The organism is Virgisporangium aliadipatigenens, assembly GCF_016863615.1.
Taxonomy (GTDB): domain Bacteria; phylum Actinomycetota; class Actinomycetes; order Mycobacteriales; family Micromonosporaceae; genus Virgisporangium; species Virgisporangium aliadipatigenens.
Genome location: NZ_BOPF01000003.1, coordinates 293,186 through 309,493, shown reverse-complemented (window position 1 = coordinate 309,493; position 16,308 = coordinate 293,186). Strand labels below are relative to the sequence as shown.

Below are 16,308 nucleotides of genomic sequence, written 5' to 3'. Positions count from 1 at the left end.
CGAATCAAATTCGCGACGGAGAGGCCCCCGGAAATCCGACGGGAGCCTCTCCGTGGTGCTACGCCGACCGAGACCGGCGCGGCAAAGTCACTCCGACGGAGCGCCGGACATGTCGGTGCAGCACGACGTCTTCGCCGAGATCTCGTCAAAAACGTCGGCAAGGTCGACGCTTTCCCGAATTTCGTCGAGCTGTGCCTTCAGCTGTTCCATGCCCTGTCCTCTCGATACGACCCGACGATGATCGGGCCGAACCGTATCAACGAAGACCGATGCGGTCAACGAACGGACCGGCCGTTCAGCGCACTATGCGACCGCGCAGAATGACACGGGCGGGTTCCTTCAGGACGGCCGTGTCCCTGGTCGGATCGTCGGCATAGGCGACCAGGTCCGCCAGTGCGCCGTCGACCAGTCCGGGCAGCCCCAACCAGGACCTCGCCGACCACGACGCGGCCGCGAGGGCATGCTCGTTGGGCAGGCCCGCGCGCGCCAGCCAGGCAACTTCGTCGGCCACGTTGCCGAACGGCATGCTGTCCGTGCCGGCAAGCACCGTCACCCCCGCCTCGTGCGCCGCCCCGACCATGGGCAGCATCGCGTCCCAGCCCCGCAACCACCAGTCCCTGAACGGGTTGCGCTCCTGCGCACGCATCCAATCGGCCTTGCTCCCGAAAACCGTCACCGTGGGGACGAGCGCCGTACCCTGGTCCGCCATCCGGTGCAGCAGGTCCGGGTCGAGATGCATCCCGTGCTCGATGCTGTCGACACCGGCCAGCACCGCGTTGCGCCCACCCTCGGCGGTCTGGCAGTGCACCGACACCCGCCCTCCGACGGCATGCACGGCGGAGGTGACCGCGGTGAGCAGTTCCAGCGGCACCGGTGGATCGTCCGGCTTCCAGTCGCCCACCACCTTGCACCATCCCGAGGACGCCTGCGCCTCCTCCACCGCGGCGGCGACGAGTTCCTCCTCTCGGACATGCCTGCCGTAATCGGCGAAGAACCGGCCGGGAGTGGCCAACCACGGACCGGCCGACCGCACACGGGGCATGTCCTCGTCCTCGTCCACCCACGCCGGGATCCGTGCCGCGGTCCCGGGCGTCCGGACGAGCAGCACCCCGGCGTCGCGGTGCTCCGCGAGGTGTCGACGCAGCATCCCGTCGTCCAGGCGGTCACCCGGCTTCTCGGTCCCGGGATGGGTGTGGACGTCGACGAGGCCGGGCACCAGCCATCCACCGTCGACGACAACCTCGGCTCCGGCCACCGGTTCCAGGCGCACGAGGCCGTCGACTATCCAGAGAGTCCGTTGCTCCCGCTCCGGCAGGACAACACCACGCACCTCGAACGCCATCGGCGACAAACTCCATCCATGCTCTTCACGCTGACACTTCGGGCACTATAGGCCACTCTCCGCATTGGATCATGTCGCGGCGGGCTGTCATCAAGGCGACGCCCGCCGCCCCGGGTGCCTGCTAGCCTCGAACCGATGCACGGACGCGGTGGGTACCAGCAGGGCGACAGCGCACCTGCGACGGATCCCGAGGCCGCTGCTCACAGCGGGTCGCCAGCCCCATGCTGACGTTCGGCATCCTCGGACCGCTGACCGTCACGACCGCTGGATCAGAGGTCACGCTCGCCGCGGCGAAACACCGCATCCTGTTGTCCCACCTTCTCCTGCAGCACAACAGGGTCATCGCGACCGACGACCTCGTGGAGAGCGTGTGGGACGGTTCACCGCCGCGCCAGGCGCGCAATGCGCTACAGAACTACCTGATGCGGTTGCGGCACTCCCTGAGCGACACCGGTGAGGTGATCCGTACCGTATCGCCCGGGTACCTGATCGCGATACCCGAGGATGCCCTCGACCTGAACCGCTTCCGCACACTGGTCGCGCGGGCACAGACGGCCGGAGCTGCGGGAGACAAGCCGGCCGAGGAGGACCTGCTGAGTTCCGCCCTGAAACTGTGGCGGGGACAGCCGCTGACGGACGTGCCGTCGCTGAGGCTCCAGCGCGAGATCGTCCCGCGACTCGTCGAGGAACGACTGCAGGCGATCGAACGTCACATCGACGTCGCACTCGAACTTGGTCGGCACCGCGCGCTCATCACCCAGCTCCGGGAACTCACGACGGCGCATCCGCTCCGGGAAGGGCTGTGGAGCCGGCTGATGCTGGCGCTGTACCGCTCCGACCGGCAGGCGGAGGCCCTCGGCGCCTTCCACGAACTGTCCACAATCCTCCGGGACGAACTGGCGATCGACCCGTGTGACGCGGTCCAGCAACTCCATCAGCACATCCTGCGCCGACACGCGGACCTCGGCCCGCCCGCCGCGAGGGACACCGCGACCGTGCTGTCCGACGCCGGGACCCCGGCCCGGGCCGCGCCGTTCGAGATCCCCGGTGACATGCCGACCTTCGTCGGGCGTACGGCGCTCATCGACAGCATCCGGTCGCTGCTCGCCCCCACCGGGTCCGACGCGTCGACCGTCCCGGGCGTCATCATCTCCGGGCTGCCGGGCGTGGGCAAGACCGCGCTCGCGATCCACGTGGCCCACCGCATGCTCGCGAACTTCCCGGACGGGCACCTCTACCTCAACATGCGCGGCTACTCCCGGGGTCAGGCCATGTCCGCGGAGGCCGCACTGACACGTTCGCTGCGGACCATGGGGGTGGCGTCCGAGAACATGCCGGCCGACATCGACGAGCAGAGCGCCCTGTGGCGTCGCCTGCTGAACGGGCGGCGGGTGCTGATCATTCTGGACAACGTCGCCTCCGCGGACCAGGTCCGCCCCATGCTCCCCGGCCGACCCGGCTCCGCGGTGCTGGTGACGAGCCGGGACACGCTCAGCGGGCTGGCCGCGGTCAACGGGCTCCGCCCGGTCCCGGTGGACGTGATCTCCGACGGCGAGGCGACCGACCTGCTGGCCACCATCCTCGGCGATCGCGTCGCCCGGGAACCCGAGGCGTCCCTGGAGTTTGCGGCGCTGTGCGGCAACCTACCGTTGGCGCTGCGGATCGGTGCCGCCCTGCTCGCCGGCCGGCCGGGGCAGTCGGTCACCTCGTACGTGGCGGAGATCCGCTCCGAGGGACGGGTGTCGGCACTGGCGATCGACGGCGACGACGACGCCATGGTCGATGCCGCGTTCGACCTCTCCTACCAGACGCTCAAGCCGGAGGTAGCGCGGCTCTTCCGCCTGATCAGCCTGATCCCGGGCCCGAGCTTCGACCGGTGGGCCGCCGCGAACATCGCCGACGTGCCGCTCGCCGTCGCCGGCCGGATGCTGGAACGGCTCGCGACCGCGAACGTCGTTCAACGACGGGCTGATCGCTACTACTTCCACGATCTGGTCAAGGAGTACGCGCACGCGAAGAGTCTGGAGTACGACGGGCGGGAGACGTCGGCGGCGCTTCGCAGGCTGTTCGACTACTACCTCCGGACCGCCGACCGGTGTACCCGCCTGCTCAACCCGGACCTGCCGAGGCTCGCCGCGCCCGCGTCGTCCGCCACCGTGCTGATGCCACCCGTGCACGAGAAGCCCCTCGCCGCCCGCTGGTTCGAGGTCGAGATAGCGAACATCGAGGCGATGATCCGCAGCGACGCGCCGCACACCGACGGACTGCCGGTGTGGCTGTTGGCGGACGCCGTGCTCGGGTACGTCGACCGGCAACGGCTCGACAACACCTGGCACACCATCTCTTCGGTCGCCCGGGACGCGGCGGTGCGGCACGGCGATCAGGCGGCCGAGGCGGCGATGTGCCGCTCACTCGGCAAGCTCTTCTACCTTCAGGCACGCTACGACCGGGCGGAGGCGCTCTGGCTCTACGCCAAGGACCTCTACGAGCGCATCGCCGATCCGGTCGGTGCGGCCATGGTGCGTAACGGCCTGAGCGGCGTCGCCGGTTCGCTGCTCAACTATGCCAAGGCCAACGAATACCTCAGGCCCGCGCTGGTCGCCTGCCGCACCGCCGGGGACCGTACGGTCGAGGCCGAAACCCTGACCAATCTGGGAACGTCGCTGATGCTGACGGGCGAGGCCGAGGAGGCGGTCGCCTGCCTCACGTCGGCCTGCCGGATCGCCGACGAACTGGGGCTCGGCCACATCCATTCGCGGGCGGAGTCCGCCATCGCCTTGAACGACCTCTACCGTGGGGCGCTCGACGCCGCCGCTGCGCGCTTCACGCACGCTCTCGACACCTCCCGCGCGGTCGGATATCCCACCGTGGAGGCGCAGACATTGCGCAATCTCGCCGAGGTCGACCTCGAGTTCGGACGCCCCCGGCAGGCGCGCGAACGTGCCGCCGAGGCGCTCGCGCTGGCCGAGAAGCTGGACGCCTACTGGAACGCCATGGGTGCCCGCATCACGCTCGGGCTGTCGGCTCTCGCCGTGGACGACGTCGACACCGCGACGGCCTGTTTCTCGGTGGCCCACGAGGAACGGGCGAAGACGGTTCGCTTCTGGTTCCCCTTCGCGATGCTCGGCCTGGCCGCCTGCGAGCGCCTGGGCGGTTCGCCCGCGGTGGCGCTGGACCTCGCCAGGGACGCGTGCAGCGATCCGCGGCCGCGGGTGCGTGGGCAGGCACACCTCGAGTCGGCCAAGGCGCAGCTCGCTCTCGGAGACACCGTGCCGGCACTCCGGTACGCCGCCGCGGCCCAGGAAACGGCGGCGGCGAGCGGCTACCGGCTGGACCTCGCCCGCGCGTTCGAGGTGCGGGCCGACATCTGCGCGCGGATGGACGAACCGCGGAGGAGTGCCGACTACCGCTCGAGAGCCGGCCTCATCTTCGCCGAGATCCGCCGCGATGGCGATGAACCGTTCGGATTGGTCACGCACCCCGCTCGATGAGAGCATGCCGACATGACCACGCTCGACTCCGACTACTACGACCGCTGGTACTCAGACGTGATCCGGTCCTCCTCGCGAGACGCGATCGTCCAGCGCGCGCTGGCGCTGCCGCCGACCTTCCGGTCGACCGGGCTCGTAGGCTGGGACGCGCTCGGCGAGGTGGTCGGTACGCTCGGGCTCCAGCCCGGCCATACGCTGCTCGACCTGGCGTGCGGGCGCGGCGGATACGGATTGGAGATCATCCGTCGGACCGGTGCGCGTCTCGTCGGCGTCGACTTCTCGCGGGTCGCGGTCGAACACGCCCGGCGGGACGCGGACGCGGCCGGACTTGCCGACCGTTGCGAGTTCCTGGTCAACGATCTGGCCGACACCGGTGTCGCCGCGTCCTCGGTCGACGCCCTGATCTGCCTCGACTCCATCCAATTCGCCGAACCGCTCGACGGGGCGCTCCGTGAGTGTCACCGGGTGCTCAAGCCGGGTGGCCGTGTTGCCGTGACCGGCTGGCGACTTGTCGATGCCTCCGACGAACACCTGCGCCGGCGGGTCCGCCACCGCGAACTCGCCGCCGCGTTCCGGAGCGCCGGCTTTGAGCGGGTGGAGGTGACAGACCGGCCGTCCTGGCGCATCGGCGAACGGGCGATGTGGTCGGCGGCACTGACGGTGGAGGGCGCCGACGACCCCGCCCTTCGGGAGATGTGTGCTGAGGCGCGCCGGGCACTGAAGGTTTTCGACCTACGGCAACGGATCCTGCTGACCGCGGTCGCGCCCGCGCCGACCGCCGCTGGTCGATCCGACGGGCTGTGAGTCGCCGAGCACCACGCGGGAAGCGGATACAGCGGCACTCACACCCTCCATACGACCATGGGCGACGCCACGTACCGGACGACCTCCGGCACGTCTACCACCGGCGGCCCTGACCGGTGCCGCGCGGCTAATCGAAGTTGCGGGCGACGATCTCGTCGATGAGCCGGCCGCCCGGGAAGTCCATCATCACGACGCCGGTGCGCCGCATCGACGCCTCGCCGCCGAAGTTCGAGGGGCGGCCGGCGTAGAACTCGGGGCAGCGGCCATCGGTGTTGCGCAGGCACTGGTACAGGAACTGGTTGACGCCGGTGACGAAGAGGCCGCCGCCGGCGACGGTGTACGGGAAGGCGCCCGCGCCGGCGCCGCTGGTGTAGTTGACGTACAGGTCGCCGGGCTTGTGGCCGTACTCGCGTTCGCCGGCGCGGGTGCTGTCCCAGACGCCGTTCGTGCGGCGCAGGTGGGTGCGCGCCTTCTCCCACTTGCCGGCGATCGCCGCCGTGGTCGGCACCTGGTAGTCGTCCTGCACGTACTCGCCCATGTTCCCGGCCAACTCACGCAGGCCGTATCCGTCGTACGGGCCGCCGCGCACACCACGGAAGGCGACCAGCACCACCTTGCCGCGCACCTCCCCCAGGGTCGGCACCGCCGCGCGGGTCCCGCTCACCGCCGGCGCCCAGAACAGGTCCCGGAACGCCGTCGCCGGCCGGTACGCGTCGCCGTCGCCGGTGTACGCGCGACCGTCCAAATAGGACTCGAAGACGCGCCGGCGCCACTCGTCGGTGGCGTAGCCCTCGGCGTCGTAGCAGTCGCCGGCCCCGGCGCCCACGCATTCCGCCTTCAGGTTCAGCAGAACCGTCTCGCGGGGGTTGGCGGCGAGCCAGTCGCGCAGCCGGGTCAGCACGTCGGTGAAGTTCGCCCGCTGGTAGTAGACGCCGTGGTGGATGGTGAACGTCAGCCCGGCCGCGCCCCGGTCGACGCGCACCCGGATGTCGATCGACCGGATGCCGTTGTTCAGCTGCACGCCCAGCGCGCCGCCGCTGAAGCCCTTGCGTTCCTGGGTCTGCGTGATGCCGCTGGAGACGGCCTCGCAGCCGCCGTCCGAGGTGGACAGTCCGCACAGCGCGAGGGTGTCGTGCGTGCCGGGGACCGACAGGGCGGCGAGGCTCGTGCCGTCGGCGACCCGCGTCATCCACGTGCGGGTCGCCGGCGACGTTCCCTCGATGCTGTTGTACCAATCGGCCGCCGATGCCGGACCGCCCGTCGCGGCGACGACCACGACGGAGGCGGCGAGGGCGAGGGCCAGTCCGGCGGCCGTCCGCCGCATCCGCGTCATATCGCCGATCATCTATCAATTGAACGGCCTGGGGAAGCCCCGTTCAGCAGTCGGCCCCGATCCGGCGGACGAGCGCCGGACCCAGCGGGTACGGCCGGGTCGCCGGCAACAGCCGCCGCGCCTGCGCCGAACGGCCCCCGTGCACCAGCTCGGCGATCCGGCGCACCGCGGGCGTGACGTCGGTGAGCCCCACGACCCAGTGCTCCGCGTAGTCGCGCACGAGGGTGCGGCCGATCCCCACCTGCACGCTGTAGTGGTTCAACGCCTCGCCCCGCAGGGAACGCTCGGGATCCCACTGCACGTGGACCTCGGCCCGCGCGAACTCCCGCGCCCAGGCCGCGTCACCCGCCTCCGGAGCGGTCGGCACCGCGCGGCCCAGTGCGCCGTCCCACGCGGCCCGCGCCATGCGCACGGCGAGCACCCGTTCCTGCCCCGGCTTGCGGGCCCAGTTGCTGCGGTGCGCGAGCCACAGCAGCGACGGCTTGATCCACGTCATCCGCCCGAACGAGAACGGCGCCACGAACCGCCCGGCGGCCAGCGCGGCGTCGGCGATCGCCGGCGGATACGCCTGGTAGACCACGATCGTGGTGGCGTCGAACGTCGCATGGATCGGCCTGAGCACGGGTCGACCGTGGCACGCGGGAAACCGTTCGCACCAACGGTTTAGTCCCCTCCTCTTACTCCTCCTCGCCGTCGACCGGTTCGCCCCACTCGTCGACCGACACGCCGCGGGCCTTCAGGGCCTCCACCTGTTCCGCCGGGACGAGCTCGACCGAGGTCCGCAGGGCCTTCAGGTTGCGCAGCGCCTCGATGCCGACCAGCGACTCGATCTCGAACTCGTCCGACTCCCCGTCGAACTGTGCCCACACGAGATGCGTGGTGGTGTGCCCGCCGCCGAGCCAGGAGAGCACCTCGATGGTGTCGAGCTGCTCCCGCGTGACGGGCGTGGCGAGCACCGCGTCGAGGTTGTCGTCGTCGTAGGAGTACTCGTCGAAGAAGTACGTCGTCGGCAGTTCCACCTGCGACTCGAGGGCGTCGATGACGGCGAGCTTGAGATTGTCGCACTCGAACGGCTCCAGGGCCTCCGACGCACCGGGTATCAGGCTGTCGACCTGCACACCGCGTGCCACCAGGGTCCTCAGCACGTCGTGCGTGGGGTTACGGAAGAGCGACTGGGTGAAGTGCACGCGCTTGAGTTCGGGGCAGTCGAGCAGCGGCGTCAGGTCGACGTCCGGCGGGCCGTTCAGGTACAGCAGCTCGAGCCTCGGCAGCCCGGCCAGCGGCGTCAGGTCGGCCACGTCGGAGTCCGCCAGGTACAGCGTGCTCAGGCCGGGGAACGCCGCGATGCCTTCGAGGGAGCGGACCCGGTCGTCCTGCCCCGCGAGTCCGCGCAGGGTCGCCCGGTCGGTCCACCACGCCGTGCGGACGCGTTCCGGGACGGGCAGGTCGAGCGCCTCGGCGCGGGTGGTCGGCTCGTCGCGCAGGTAGCCGCCCGACAGCAGGGCCAGGTGCAGCACGGGGTCCATCGGCTCAGCCCACCACCGGAACGCCCCACTCCGCCACCGACACGCCACGCGCCCGGAGGGCGGCGACCTGCTCGGCGGGGATGGCGGAGAGCGGCGACACCCGCAGCGCACGGAGATTGCGCAGCAACTCGATGCCGGCCAGCGACGTGATGTGGAACTCGTCCGACTCGCCGTCCCACTGCTCCCACACCAGGTGCGCGGTGGTGTGGCCGCCGCCCAACCAGTGCAGGGCCTCGATCGTGTCGAGCTGTTCCTGGGTGATCTCGACGGCGAGCACCCGGTACAGGTTGTCGCGGTCGTACCGGTACGGGTCGAACGGATACGTGGACGGCAGCTTCACCACCTTCTGCAGGGTGTCCAGCACGGCGAGGCGCAGGTTCGCGCAGCCGAACGGCTTCCCGTCGCTGTACGGCACCAGGTCGTCGACCTGCACCCCGCGCCCGGCCAGGGTTCGCAGGATCTCGGCGCCCGCCGTGACGGACTGTTCGAAGTGCACGCGCTTGAGGTTGGGGCAGCCGAGCAGCGGCGTCAGGTCGACGTCCGGCGGCCCGTCCAGGTACACCTTCGTCAGCAGCGGCAGCTCGGACAGCGGCCGCAGGTCGGCGACGTAGGAGTCCTCCAGGTACAGCGTGGAGAGCTCGGGAAACGCCTCGACCCCGGCCAGGGATCGGATCCGGTCGTCCGCGACGCCCTCCGGGACGGCGTCCTTCAGGTTCGACCGGATCCCCCAGTACGCCTCCCAGACCGGCTCGTCCTCGGGCAGATCGGAGTCGAGCAGTTCCGCGAAGAGCGCGGCCTGCTCCGCCAGGGTCAACCCGACGAAGTCCTCGGCGCGCTCCGGCCAGTTGGCCTCGACGACGGCCAAGCGGAGAAAGGGATCCATGGCGGGGCACTGTAGGGCGCCCCTGCCACGACCCGAAATCCTGTCGATGCCTGGAACAGGATGGAACAGAGCAACGGGACGGAACGGGTGCTACGCGGGCTCCGGCCAGCCGAACTCGGCCACCCGCCCGCCGGTCACGTCCACGATGGACAGTGGCGTCTCGCCGTCCCAGACCACGTACCGGCCCGCGGGCAGGTCCGGGATGAGAGCCCCGTAGAGCGGTTCCGGTCGAACGGCACGGAAGCGCACCGCCGCGTGTGTCCGCACCGCCACCGGGTCGGGTGCGCCGCCCGGGTCGACGCGGCTCACCTCGATCTCGTTCCCCTCCTGTTCGGAGCCGGTGTAGATGGCGAGCGCGCCGATGTCCTCGCCGATGTCGAGCACGACGCTGGCGGTCCCCGACGGAGCGAGCGTGTGGTGAGAGTGCCCCATGTACTACTCCTTCGGGTTGTTGAAGCCGTCCAGCGGCGTGCCGAGGAACGGGAACGACTTGAGGAACCCGGCCTTCACGTCGGCCGCGGTGAGCCCGTCGGTGACCGCCGAGGCGGCCGCGTCCGGCGTGAACGTCTTGTCCACCAACGGCAGCGTCAACCCGGCGATGGCGCGGATCTCCACGGTCACCACGTCGTCCTCGGGACGGCGGCCGTTCGGGAAGCCGGCGAGGTCGCCGGCCACCACGCCGAGCGCGTTGGGTTTCTCGGCCGGCGGGATGGCCGTGTTGAGCCGCAGCATGTCGGCCTGGGTGGCGCCGGTGTTGTTCTGGAAGCCGTCGATGATGCCGGCCGGGATGCCGGTCAGCAGGATCGCCACCAGGTCGGCGCGCTTCGTCTTCTTCTTGTTGGCGGCGTCCAGCTTCGGGAAGACGCCCGGGTACAGCACGGGCAGCAGCCCGGCCAGTTCCGGTGTCTCGACGAAGCCCACGAAGCGCTTGTCCTCCGACGGCGGCAGCGTGTTCCACAGGTCCTTCTGCGCCATCGGCACGACGACCTCGTTGAACAGCGGGTTTCCCAGCCGGGACACCTGCACGAACGGCCCCGCGTCGGCGTCCTTGCCGCCGGCCTCGCCGAGGATGCGCACCTGCCGCCGGCTGGCCGCGGTCCACACGCCGATCGTCGCGCCGGCCTCGTCGGAACGGTACGCGCGGTTCTGCGCCCGCAGCGCGGAGACCGGCACCTGCAGGGCGATGGTCAGCACGTTGAAGCCGCTGAGCGAGTTGACCCCGTCGCCGGCCTGCTTGAACAGCTTCGCCCCGACCAGGTGCGCGTTCTGGAACGGCCGCAGGATGCCGAGATCGAAGATGGAGCCGAGGTCGACGAAGAACGGGTCGGCGCGCTGCCCCGCGAAGACCAGCGAGCTGTCGCCGAGCTTGCGCACGGCCTGCTTGGCGAGATCCGCGTAGTTCGGGGTGGAGGCCGGGCCGATGTTCACCGGCGGGCAGGGCACGTTGTCGGCGAGCTTCTTCTCGCGCCCGTGACCGTCCACAAGGGACACCGAGTAGAACTGGCGACGGTTCCAGTTCTCGCTGTCGAGCGACTCGATCGGTCCCGTGTTGTAGAGGAACGTCTTGTCGTTACGGATCTCCGTGCGGAACCTGAAGCGGAAGGTCACCTCGGGACGGCCGTCGCCGTTGTTGTCGACGTTGATGTCGTACTGGACGTCGTCGCCGAACTCGTAGAAGTTCGGGCCGCCGGAGGGCAGCTGCATCGGCAGGTAGTTGGCGATGAGCGTGACCGTGTCGGACTTGCCCGGGGTGACGAACGCGTACAGGTCGGTGCTGTCGGCGACCGGATCCTTGGAGATCTCTGGTGCTTCGCGGTGCGAGGACATGCGGGCTCCTAGGGAACGGGTCAGCGCTTGCGGGCGGCTTTGAGGAGCCGGTTTGCCAGATCCTTGTCGCGCACCTCGATGCGCTGCGCGCCGGCGAAGATCTCGATGGTGCCGGCGGCGGCGTTGCGCACCCGCACCACGACCTGCTCGGCGTCGTCGCCGCCACCCGGGTTACGCAGCGGCGTGTCGAAGGCGCTCGCGACGCCGACGGCGGTGCCGGCGGTCAGGCCGACGCCGATCGTGGCCGCGGTGATCGCCTGCCGGCGGGAAAGTTGGATGCCGGAGCGCCCGTGCCGAAACCTGCTCATGTCTGCCTTCCCGAAGCCGGTATGCGTGATTCCCCCTCCTGTACGGAGGGTGCTGAAGCAAAGGTTCCATCCACAGGTGATCTCAAGCCGGAGCAAAGGTTTTCATTCGGCCACCCCACCTGACCTGCGGTTCCCGCATTAGAGATCTTTGGTGATTGATATGGAAGCGCTCCCATGTGACGATGCGCGCCACTGGAAGTCCGCCCCTTCCACCACCCCCGGAGTCGCCATGTCAGCACGTGCCAAAGTCCTGCGAATCGGCGTGATCGCCCTGCTCATGGGCGCCGCACTCGTCGCGGCCAGGCCACCGTCGGCCGCCGCCGCCCCCGCCTACAACTACGGCGAGGCGCTGCAGAAGTCGCTGTTCTTCTACGAGGCCCAGGTCTCCGGCAAGAAGCCTTCATGGAACCGGGTGAGCTGGCGCGGCGACTCCGCCATGACCGACGGTTCGGACGTCGGGCTGGACCTGACCGGCGGCTGGTTCGACGCCGGCGACCACGTGAAGTTCGGGCTGCCGATGGCGTTCAGCACCACGATGCTGGCGTGGGGCGCGGTGGAGAACCGGGCCGCGTACAGCAGCGCGGGCCAGCTCACCCACCTGCTCAACAACCTGCGCGTGCCCAACGACTACTTCATCAAGGCGCACCCGTCGGCGAACGTCCTCTATGGACAGGTCGGCAAGGGCGACGACGACCACAAGTGGTGGGGCCCCGCCGAGGTGCTCCCGATGGCGCGGCCGGCGTACAAGATCGACGCGAGCTGCGGCGGCTCCGAACTGGCGGCCGAGACCGCGGCGGCGATGGCGGCCAGCAGCATCGTCTTCCGGCCCACCGATCCGACGTACGCCGACACGCTGCTGACGCACGCGAAGCAGCTGTACGCCTTCGCCGACACGGTGCGCAAGATGTACCACGAGTGCATCACCGACGTGCAGGCGTTCTACAAGTCGTGGAGCGGCTACGCCGACGAACTGGTCTGGGGCGCCGTCTGGCTCTACCGGGCCACCGGCGACAGCGCGTACCTCGCCAAGGCGGAGAACGGCTACGACGCCCAGGGCAACGAGGACCAGAGCACCGTCAAGAAGTACCGCTGGACGCTCAGCTGGGACAACAAGCAGTTCGGCAACTACGTGCTGCTGGCGCAGCTGACCGGCAGGCAGAAGTACCTCGACGACGCGAACCGCTGGCTCGACTGGTTCACCGTCGGCGTCAACGGGGAGAAGGTGCGCACGTCGCCCGGCGGCATGGTGGTCGTGGACTCCTGGGGCGCGCTGCGCTACGCGGCCAACACGGCGTTCGTGGCACTCGTCCACAGTAGACACATCAGCGAGAGCGCACGGGTCACCCGCTACCACGACTTCGCGGCCCGCCAGATCGACTACGCCCTCGGCGCGAACCCGCGCAACTCCAGCTACGTCATCGGGTTCGGCACCAACTCGCCGAAGAACCCGCACCACCGCACCGCGCACGGCTCCTGGTGGGACAGCCAGCAGGTGCCCGTCGAGACCCGCCACGTGCTGTACGGCGCGCTCGTCGGCGGCCCCTCCGCCCCGAACGACGCCTACTCCGACAGCCGCGGCGACTACGTCATGAACGAGGTCGCCACGGACTACAACGCCGGCTTCACCTCGGCGGCGGCGCTGCTGCACGGCGAGTACGGCGGCGCGCCGCTGGCGAACTTCCCGCAGGCCGAGTCCCCGGACATCGCCGAGATGTCGGTGGAGACCACGGTGCAGCAGAACGAGACCCGCTCGACCGGCGTGAAGGTGGTCGTCTACAACAAGTCCGCGTTCCCGGCCCGGGCGCTCAAGAACGCCACGTTCCGGTACTGGTTCCGGCGCGACGGCGATGCCGCGCTGCAGGTGAGTTCGCCGTACACGCAGGGCTGCCCGGGCCCGACGTCGGCGAAGCAGGCCTCCGGCGACCTCTGGTACGTCGAGGTGAACTGCGCCGGCTACACGATCGCGCCGGCCGGCCAGAGCGCGCACCGGATGGAGGTGCAGCTGAAGATCGGCGTGGCCGAGGGCGGCACGTGGAACCCGGCGAACGACCCGTCGTACCAGGCCACGGCCGGACCGAACCCGGGCGTGACGCTCTACGAGGCCGGCGCGAAGGTCTGGGGCGACGAGCCGGGCAACACCAGCCCGCAGCCGTCCTCCCCCGCCCCGTCGTCACCGCGGCCGTCGTCACCGGCCCCGTCTTCGCCGGCACCCTCATCACCGGCGCCCACATCACCGGCACCGTCATCGGCGTCGCCGTCACCGAGCGGTGGTCCGGCGACGGGCTGCCGGATCGGGTACTCCACCAACGACTGGAACACCGGCTTCACCGGCACCGTCACGGTCACGAACACCGGATCGTCCACAGTGAACGGTTGGACGCTGGTCTGGACGTTCGCCAACGGGCAGAAGGTCACGCAGGCGTGGGGCGCCAAGGTGAGCCAGCCGGCCGCTCAGGTGACCGCGACCAACGAGTCCTACAACGGCACGATCGCCCCGGGCGCCTCGACCAGCTTCGGCTTCAACGGCACCCACACCGGCAGCAATCCCCGGCCCACCGCGTTCACCCTGAACGGCAACACCTGCGCGGTGACCGCATGAAGCGGGCGACAACCGTGCGGCGGGCCTGGACACTGGCCACGACGGCGATCGTCCTGTGTGGACTCGTCACGGCCGCGCGGCCCGCGACCGCCGCCGCACTCCCCTACCAGGACCCGTCCCTGCCGGTCGCCGACCGGGTGACGGATCTGCTGGCCCGGATGAGCCTGGACGAGAAGCTCGGCCAGATGACGCAGCCCGAACGCGCGCTCGTCTCCGCCGCGCAGATCACCCAGTACCGCATCGGATCCGTGCTCTCCGGCGGTGGCTCCGCGCCGTCGCCGAACAACCCGACCGGCTGGGCCGACATGTACGACACCTTCCAACGCGGTGCGATGGCGACCCCGCTGCAGATCCCGATGATCTACGGCATCGACGCGGTGCACGGCAACAACAACGTCTACGGCGCCACGATCTTCCCGCACAACATCGGCCTCGGCGCCACCCGCGACCCCGATCTGGTGCAGCGCATCGGCGTCGCCACGGCCGAGGAGGTGCGCGGCTCCGGGCAGGACTGGACGTTCGCGCCGTGCGTCTGCGTCGCGCGCAACGACCGCTGGGGCCGCACGTACGAGTCGTTCTCCGAGAACCCGGCGCTGGTGTCGGAGCTGACGAGCGTCATCACCGGCCTGCAGGGCGCCCCGGCGCGGATCCTCGCCACCGCCAAGCACTACGTCGGCGACGGCGGCACCACGGGCGGCGTCGATCAGGGCAACACGCAGCTCTCCGAGGCCGACCTCAGGGCGATCCACCTACCGCCGTTCCGGGCCGCGGTGCAGCGCGGCGTGGGTTCCGTGATGATCTCGTTCTCCTCGTGGAACGGCCAGAAGCTGCACGGCCATCGATATCTCATCACCGATGTCCTGAAGGGTGAGCTCGGCTTCACCGGGTTCACCGTCTCGGACTGGGCCGGGATCGACCAGATCGACGGACAGCCCGGCTTCACCCAGGCCGAGATCGCGACGGCGGTGAACGCCGGCCTCGACATGATCATGGTGCCGAACGACTGGCAGCTCTTCCTCACCCGCCTCAAGAGCGCGGTGCAGGCCGGTCAGATCCCACTGTCCAGAGTGGACGACGCCAACCGGCGCATCCTCACGAAGAAGTTCGAGTACGGCCTCTTCGAGCAGCCGTACGCGGACCGCTCGTACGCCTCCACCGTCGGCAGCGCCGCGCACCGCGCACTCGCCCGGGAGGCCGTTCGCAAGTCGCAGGTGCTGCTGAAGAACGCGAACAACGTGCTGCCGCTGGCGAAGAGCGGCGGAAAGCTCTTCGTCGCCGGCAAGAGCGCGGACAACATCGGCAACCAGGCCGGCGGCTGGACGCTCAGCTGGCAGGGTTCCAGCGGAAACACGGTCCCGGGCACGACGGTCCTGCAGGGGATCCGCGACGCCGTCGGCTCCGGCACGACGGTCACGTACAGCCGGGACGGCACCGGCATCGACTCGTCCTACCGGGCGGCGATCGCGGTCGTCGGCGAGACGCCGTACGCGGAGGGCCAGGGCGACCGCACCGGCGTGATGGGCCTCGACAGCACCGATCTGTCCACCCTGGACAGACTGCGGGCGGCGGGCGTGCCGGTCGTCGTGGTGCTGGTGTCGGGCCGCCCGTTGGACATCGCGGCGCAGGTCGGCAACTGGAACGCCCTCCTCGCCGCGTGGCTGCCCGGCAGCGAGGGGGCGGGGGTCGCCGACGTGCTCTTCGGCGACCACGCGCCGACCGGGAAGCTGCCGATGACGTGGATGCAGTCGGCGTCGCAGCAGCCGATCAACGACGGCGACGGCAAGGCGCCGCTGTACGCCTACGGCCACGGCCTCACGTACAGCGGCACCGACCCCGATCCGGATCCCGACCCGGACCCGGATCCGGTGCCGTCGTCGTGCAAGGTGACCTACACGACGAACGACTGGAACAACGGCTTCACCGCGAACGTGTCGCTGACCAACACCGGCACCGCCGCCGTGAACCCGTGGGCCCTCACCTGGTCCTACACCGCCGGCCAGAAGGTCACCCAGGCCTGGTCGGCGCGGGTCACCCAGTCCGGCACGGCGGTGACGGCGGCGGGCGAGTCCTGGAACCCGGGCCTCGCACCGGGTGCGACGGTCACCTTCGGCTTCAACGCCTCCCACACCGGCACCAACCCGAGACCGGCGGCGTTCACGCTCAACGGGAGCGTGTGCGCCTGACCCGGCTGGCTA

The 16,308-nt window shown here is 70.1% G+C and carries 13 protein-coding genes; 4 read left to right on the top strand and 9 right to left on the bottom strand.

Translation table 11 applies throughout. The annotated features are described in order from the left end of the window. Positions 1 to 87 precede the first annotated feature (87 nt). Together Val02_RS48130 and Val02_RS05595 are read right to left on the bottom strand one after the other, a co-directional pair. Entirely contained in the window at positions 88 to 210 is a 123-nt protein-coding gene (locus Val02_RS48130; protein WP_275415548.1) for a hypothetical protein, read from the bottom strand. Between the two features lie 85 nt (positions 211 to 295). After that, on the bottom strand, positions 296 to 1,342 hold the full coding sequence (locus tag Val02_RS05595) for an amidohydrolase family protein (RefSeq protein WP_203897797.1): 1,047 nt from the start codon (positions 1,340 to 1,342) through the stop codon (positions 296 to 298). A 221-nt stretch (positions 1,343 to 1,563) separates the two neighbouring features. Here Val02_RS05595 and Val02_RS05590 point away from each other — a divergent pair, with 221 nt between their 5' ends. Both Val02_RS05590 and Val02_RS05585 read left to right on the top strand, forming a co-directional pair. After that, positions 1,564 to 4,833, top strand: coding sequence for an AfsR/SARP family transcriptional regulator (locus tag Val02_RS05590; protein WP_203897796.1), 3,270 nt, complete (start codon positions 1,564 to 1,566; stop codon positions 4,831 to 4,833). Positions 4,834 to 4,845: 12 nt separating this feature from the next. Continuing rightward, complete coding sequence (locus tag Val02_RS05585) at positions 4,846 to 5,637, top strand: class I SAM-dependent methyltransferase (protein WP_203897795.1); 792 nt, start codon at positions 4,846 to 4,848, stop codon at positions 5,635 to 5,637. A gap of 127 nt (positions 5,638 to 5,764) precedes the next feature. On the opposite strand, the gene Val02_RS05580 is transcribed toward Val02_RS05585, so the two are convergent. The 7 genes from Val02_RS05580 to Val02_RS05550 form a co-directional block, all read right to left on the bottom strand. Further along, positions 5,765 to 6,982 carry a phosphatidylinositol-specific phospholipase C domain-containing protein gene (locus tag Val02_RS05580; RefSeq protein WP_239152435.1) on the bottom strand — a complete coding sequence of 406 codons (1,218 nt, stop codon included), beginning with the start codon at positions 6,980 to 6,982 and terminating at the stop codon, positions 5,765 to 5,767. A 31-nt stretch (positions 6,983 to 7,013) separates the two neighbouring features. Then, positions 7,014 to 7,592: a DUF4291 domain-containing protein gene (locus tag Val02_RS05575; protein WP_203897794.1), complete on the bottom strand. Its 579-nt coding sequence runs from the start codon at positions 7,590 to 7,592 to the stop codon at positions 7,014 to 7,016. A 55-nt stretch (positions 7,593 to 7,647) separates the two neighbouring features. After that, positions 7,648 to 8,496 carry a DUF6892 domain-containing protein gene (locus Val02_RS05570; protein WP_203897793.1) on the bottom strand — a complete coding sequence of 283 codons (849 nt, stop codon included), beginning with the start codon at positions 8,494 to 8,496 and terminating at the stop codon, positions 7,648 to 7,650. 4 nt (positions 8,497 to 8,500) lie between these two features. Next, positions 8,501 to 9,379, bottom strand: coding sequence for a DUF6892 domain-containing protein (locus Val02_RS05565; protein ID WP_203897792.1), 879 nt, complete (start codon positions 9,377 to 9,379; stop codon positions 8,501 to 8,503). Between the two features lie 90 nt (positions 9,380 to 9,469). Further along, positions 9,470 to 9,811 carry a phospholipase gene (locus tag Val02_RS05560; protein WP_203897791.1) on the bottom strand — a complete coding sequence of 114 codons (342 nt, stop codon included), beginning with the start codon at positions 9,809 to 9,811 and terminating at the stop codon, positions 9,470 to 9,472. A 3-nt stretch (positions 9,812 to 9,814) separates the two neighbouring features. Then, a complete protein-coding gene (locus Val02_RS05555; RefSeq protein WP_203897790.1) occupies positions 9,815 to 11,206 on the bottom strand; it encodes a DUF4331 domain-containing protein in 1,392 nt (463 codons plus the stop codon). 20 nt (positions 11,207 to 11,226) lie between these two features. Next, positions 11,227 to 11,514, bottom strand: coding sequence for a hypothetical protein (locus tag Val02_RS05550; RefSeq protein WP_203897789.1), 288 nt, complete (start codon positions 11,512 to 11,514; stop codon positions 11,227 to 11,229). A gap of 229 nt (positions 11,515 to 11,743) precedes the next feature. On the opposite strand from Val02_RS05550, the gene Val02_RS05545 reads away from it, so the two are divergent. Next, positions 11,744 to 14,113 carry a glycoside hydrolase family 9 protein gene (locus tag Val02_RS05545; protein WP_203897788.1) on the top strand — a complete coding sequence of 790 codons (2,370 nt, stop codon included), beginning with the start codon at positions 11,744 to 11,746 and terminating at the stop codon, positions 14,111 to 14,113. Next, positions 14,110 to 16,296 (top strand): glycoside hydrolase family 3 N-terminal domain-containing protein, encoded by a 2,187-nt coding sequence (locus tag Val02_RS05540; protein ID WP_239152433.1) that lies wholly within the window; start codon positions 14,110 to 14,112, stop codon positions 16,294 to 16,296. Before Val02_RS05545 ends, Val02_RS05540 begins: the two co-directional genes overlap by 4 nt. Positions 16,297 to 16,308: the final 12 nt, after the last annotated feature.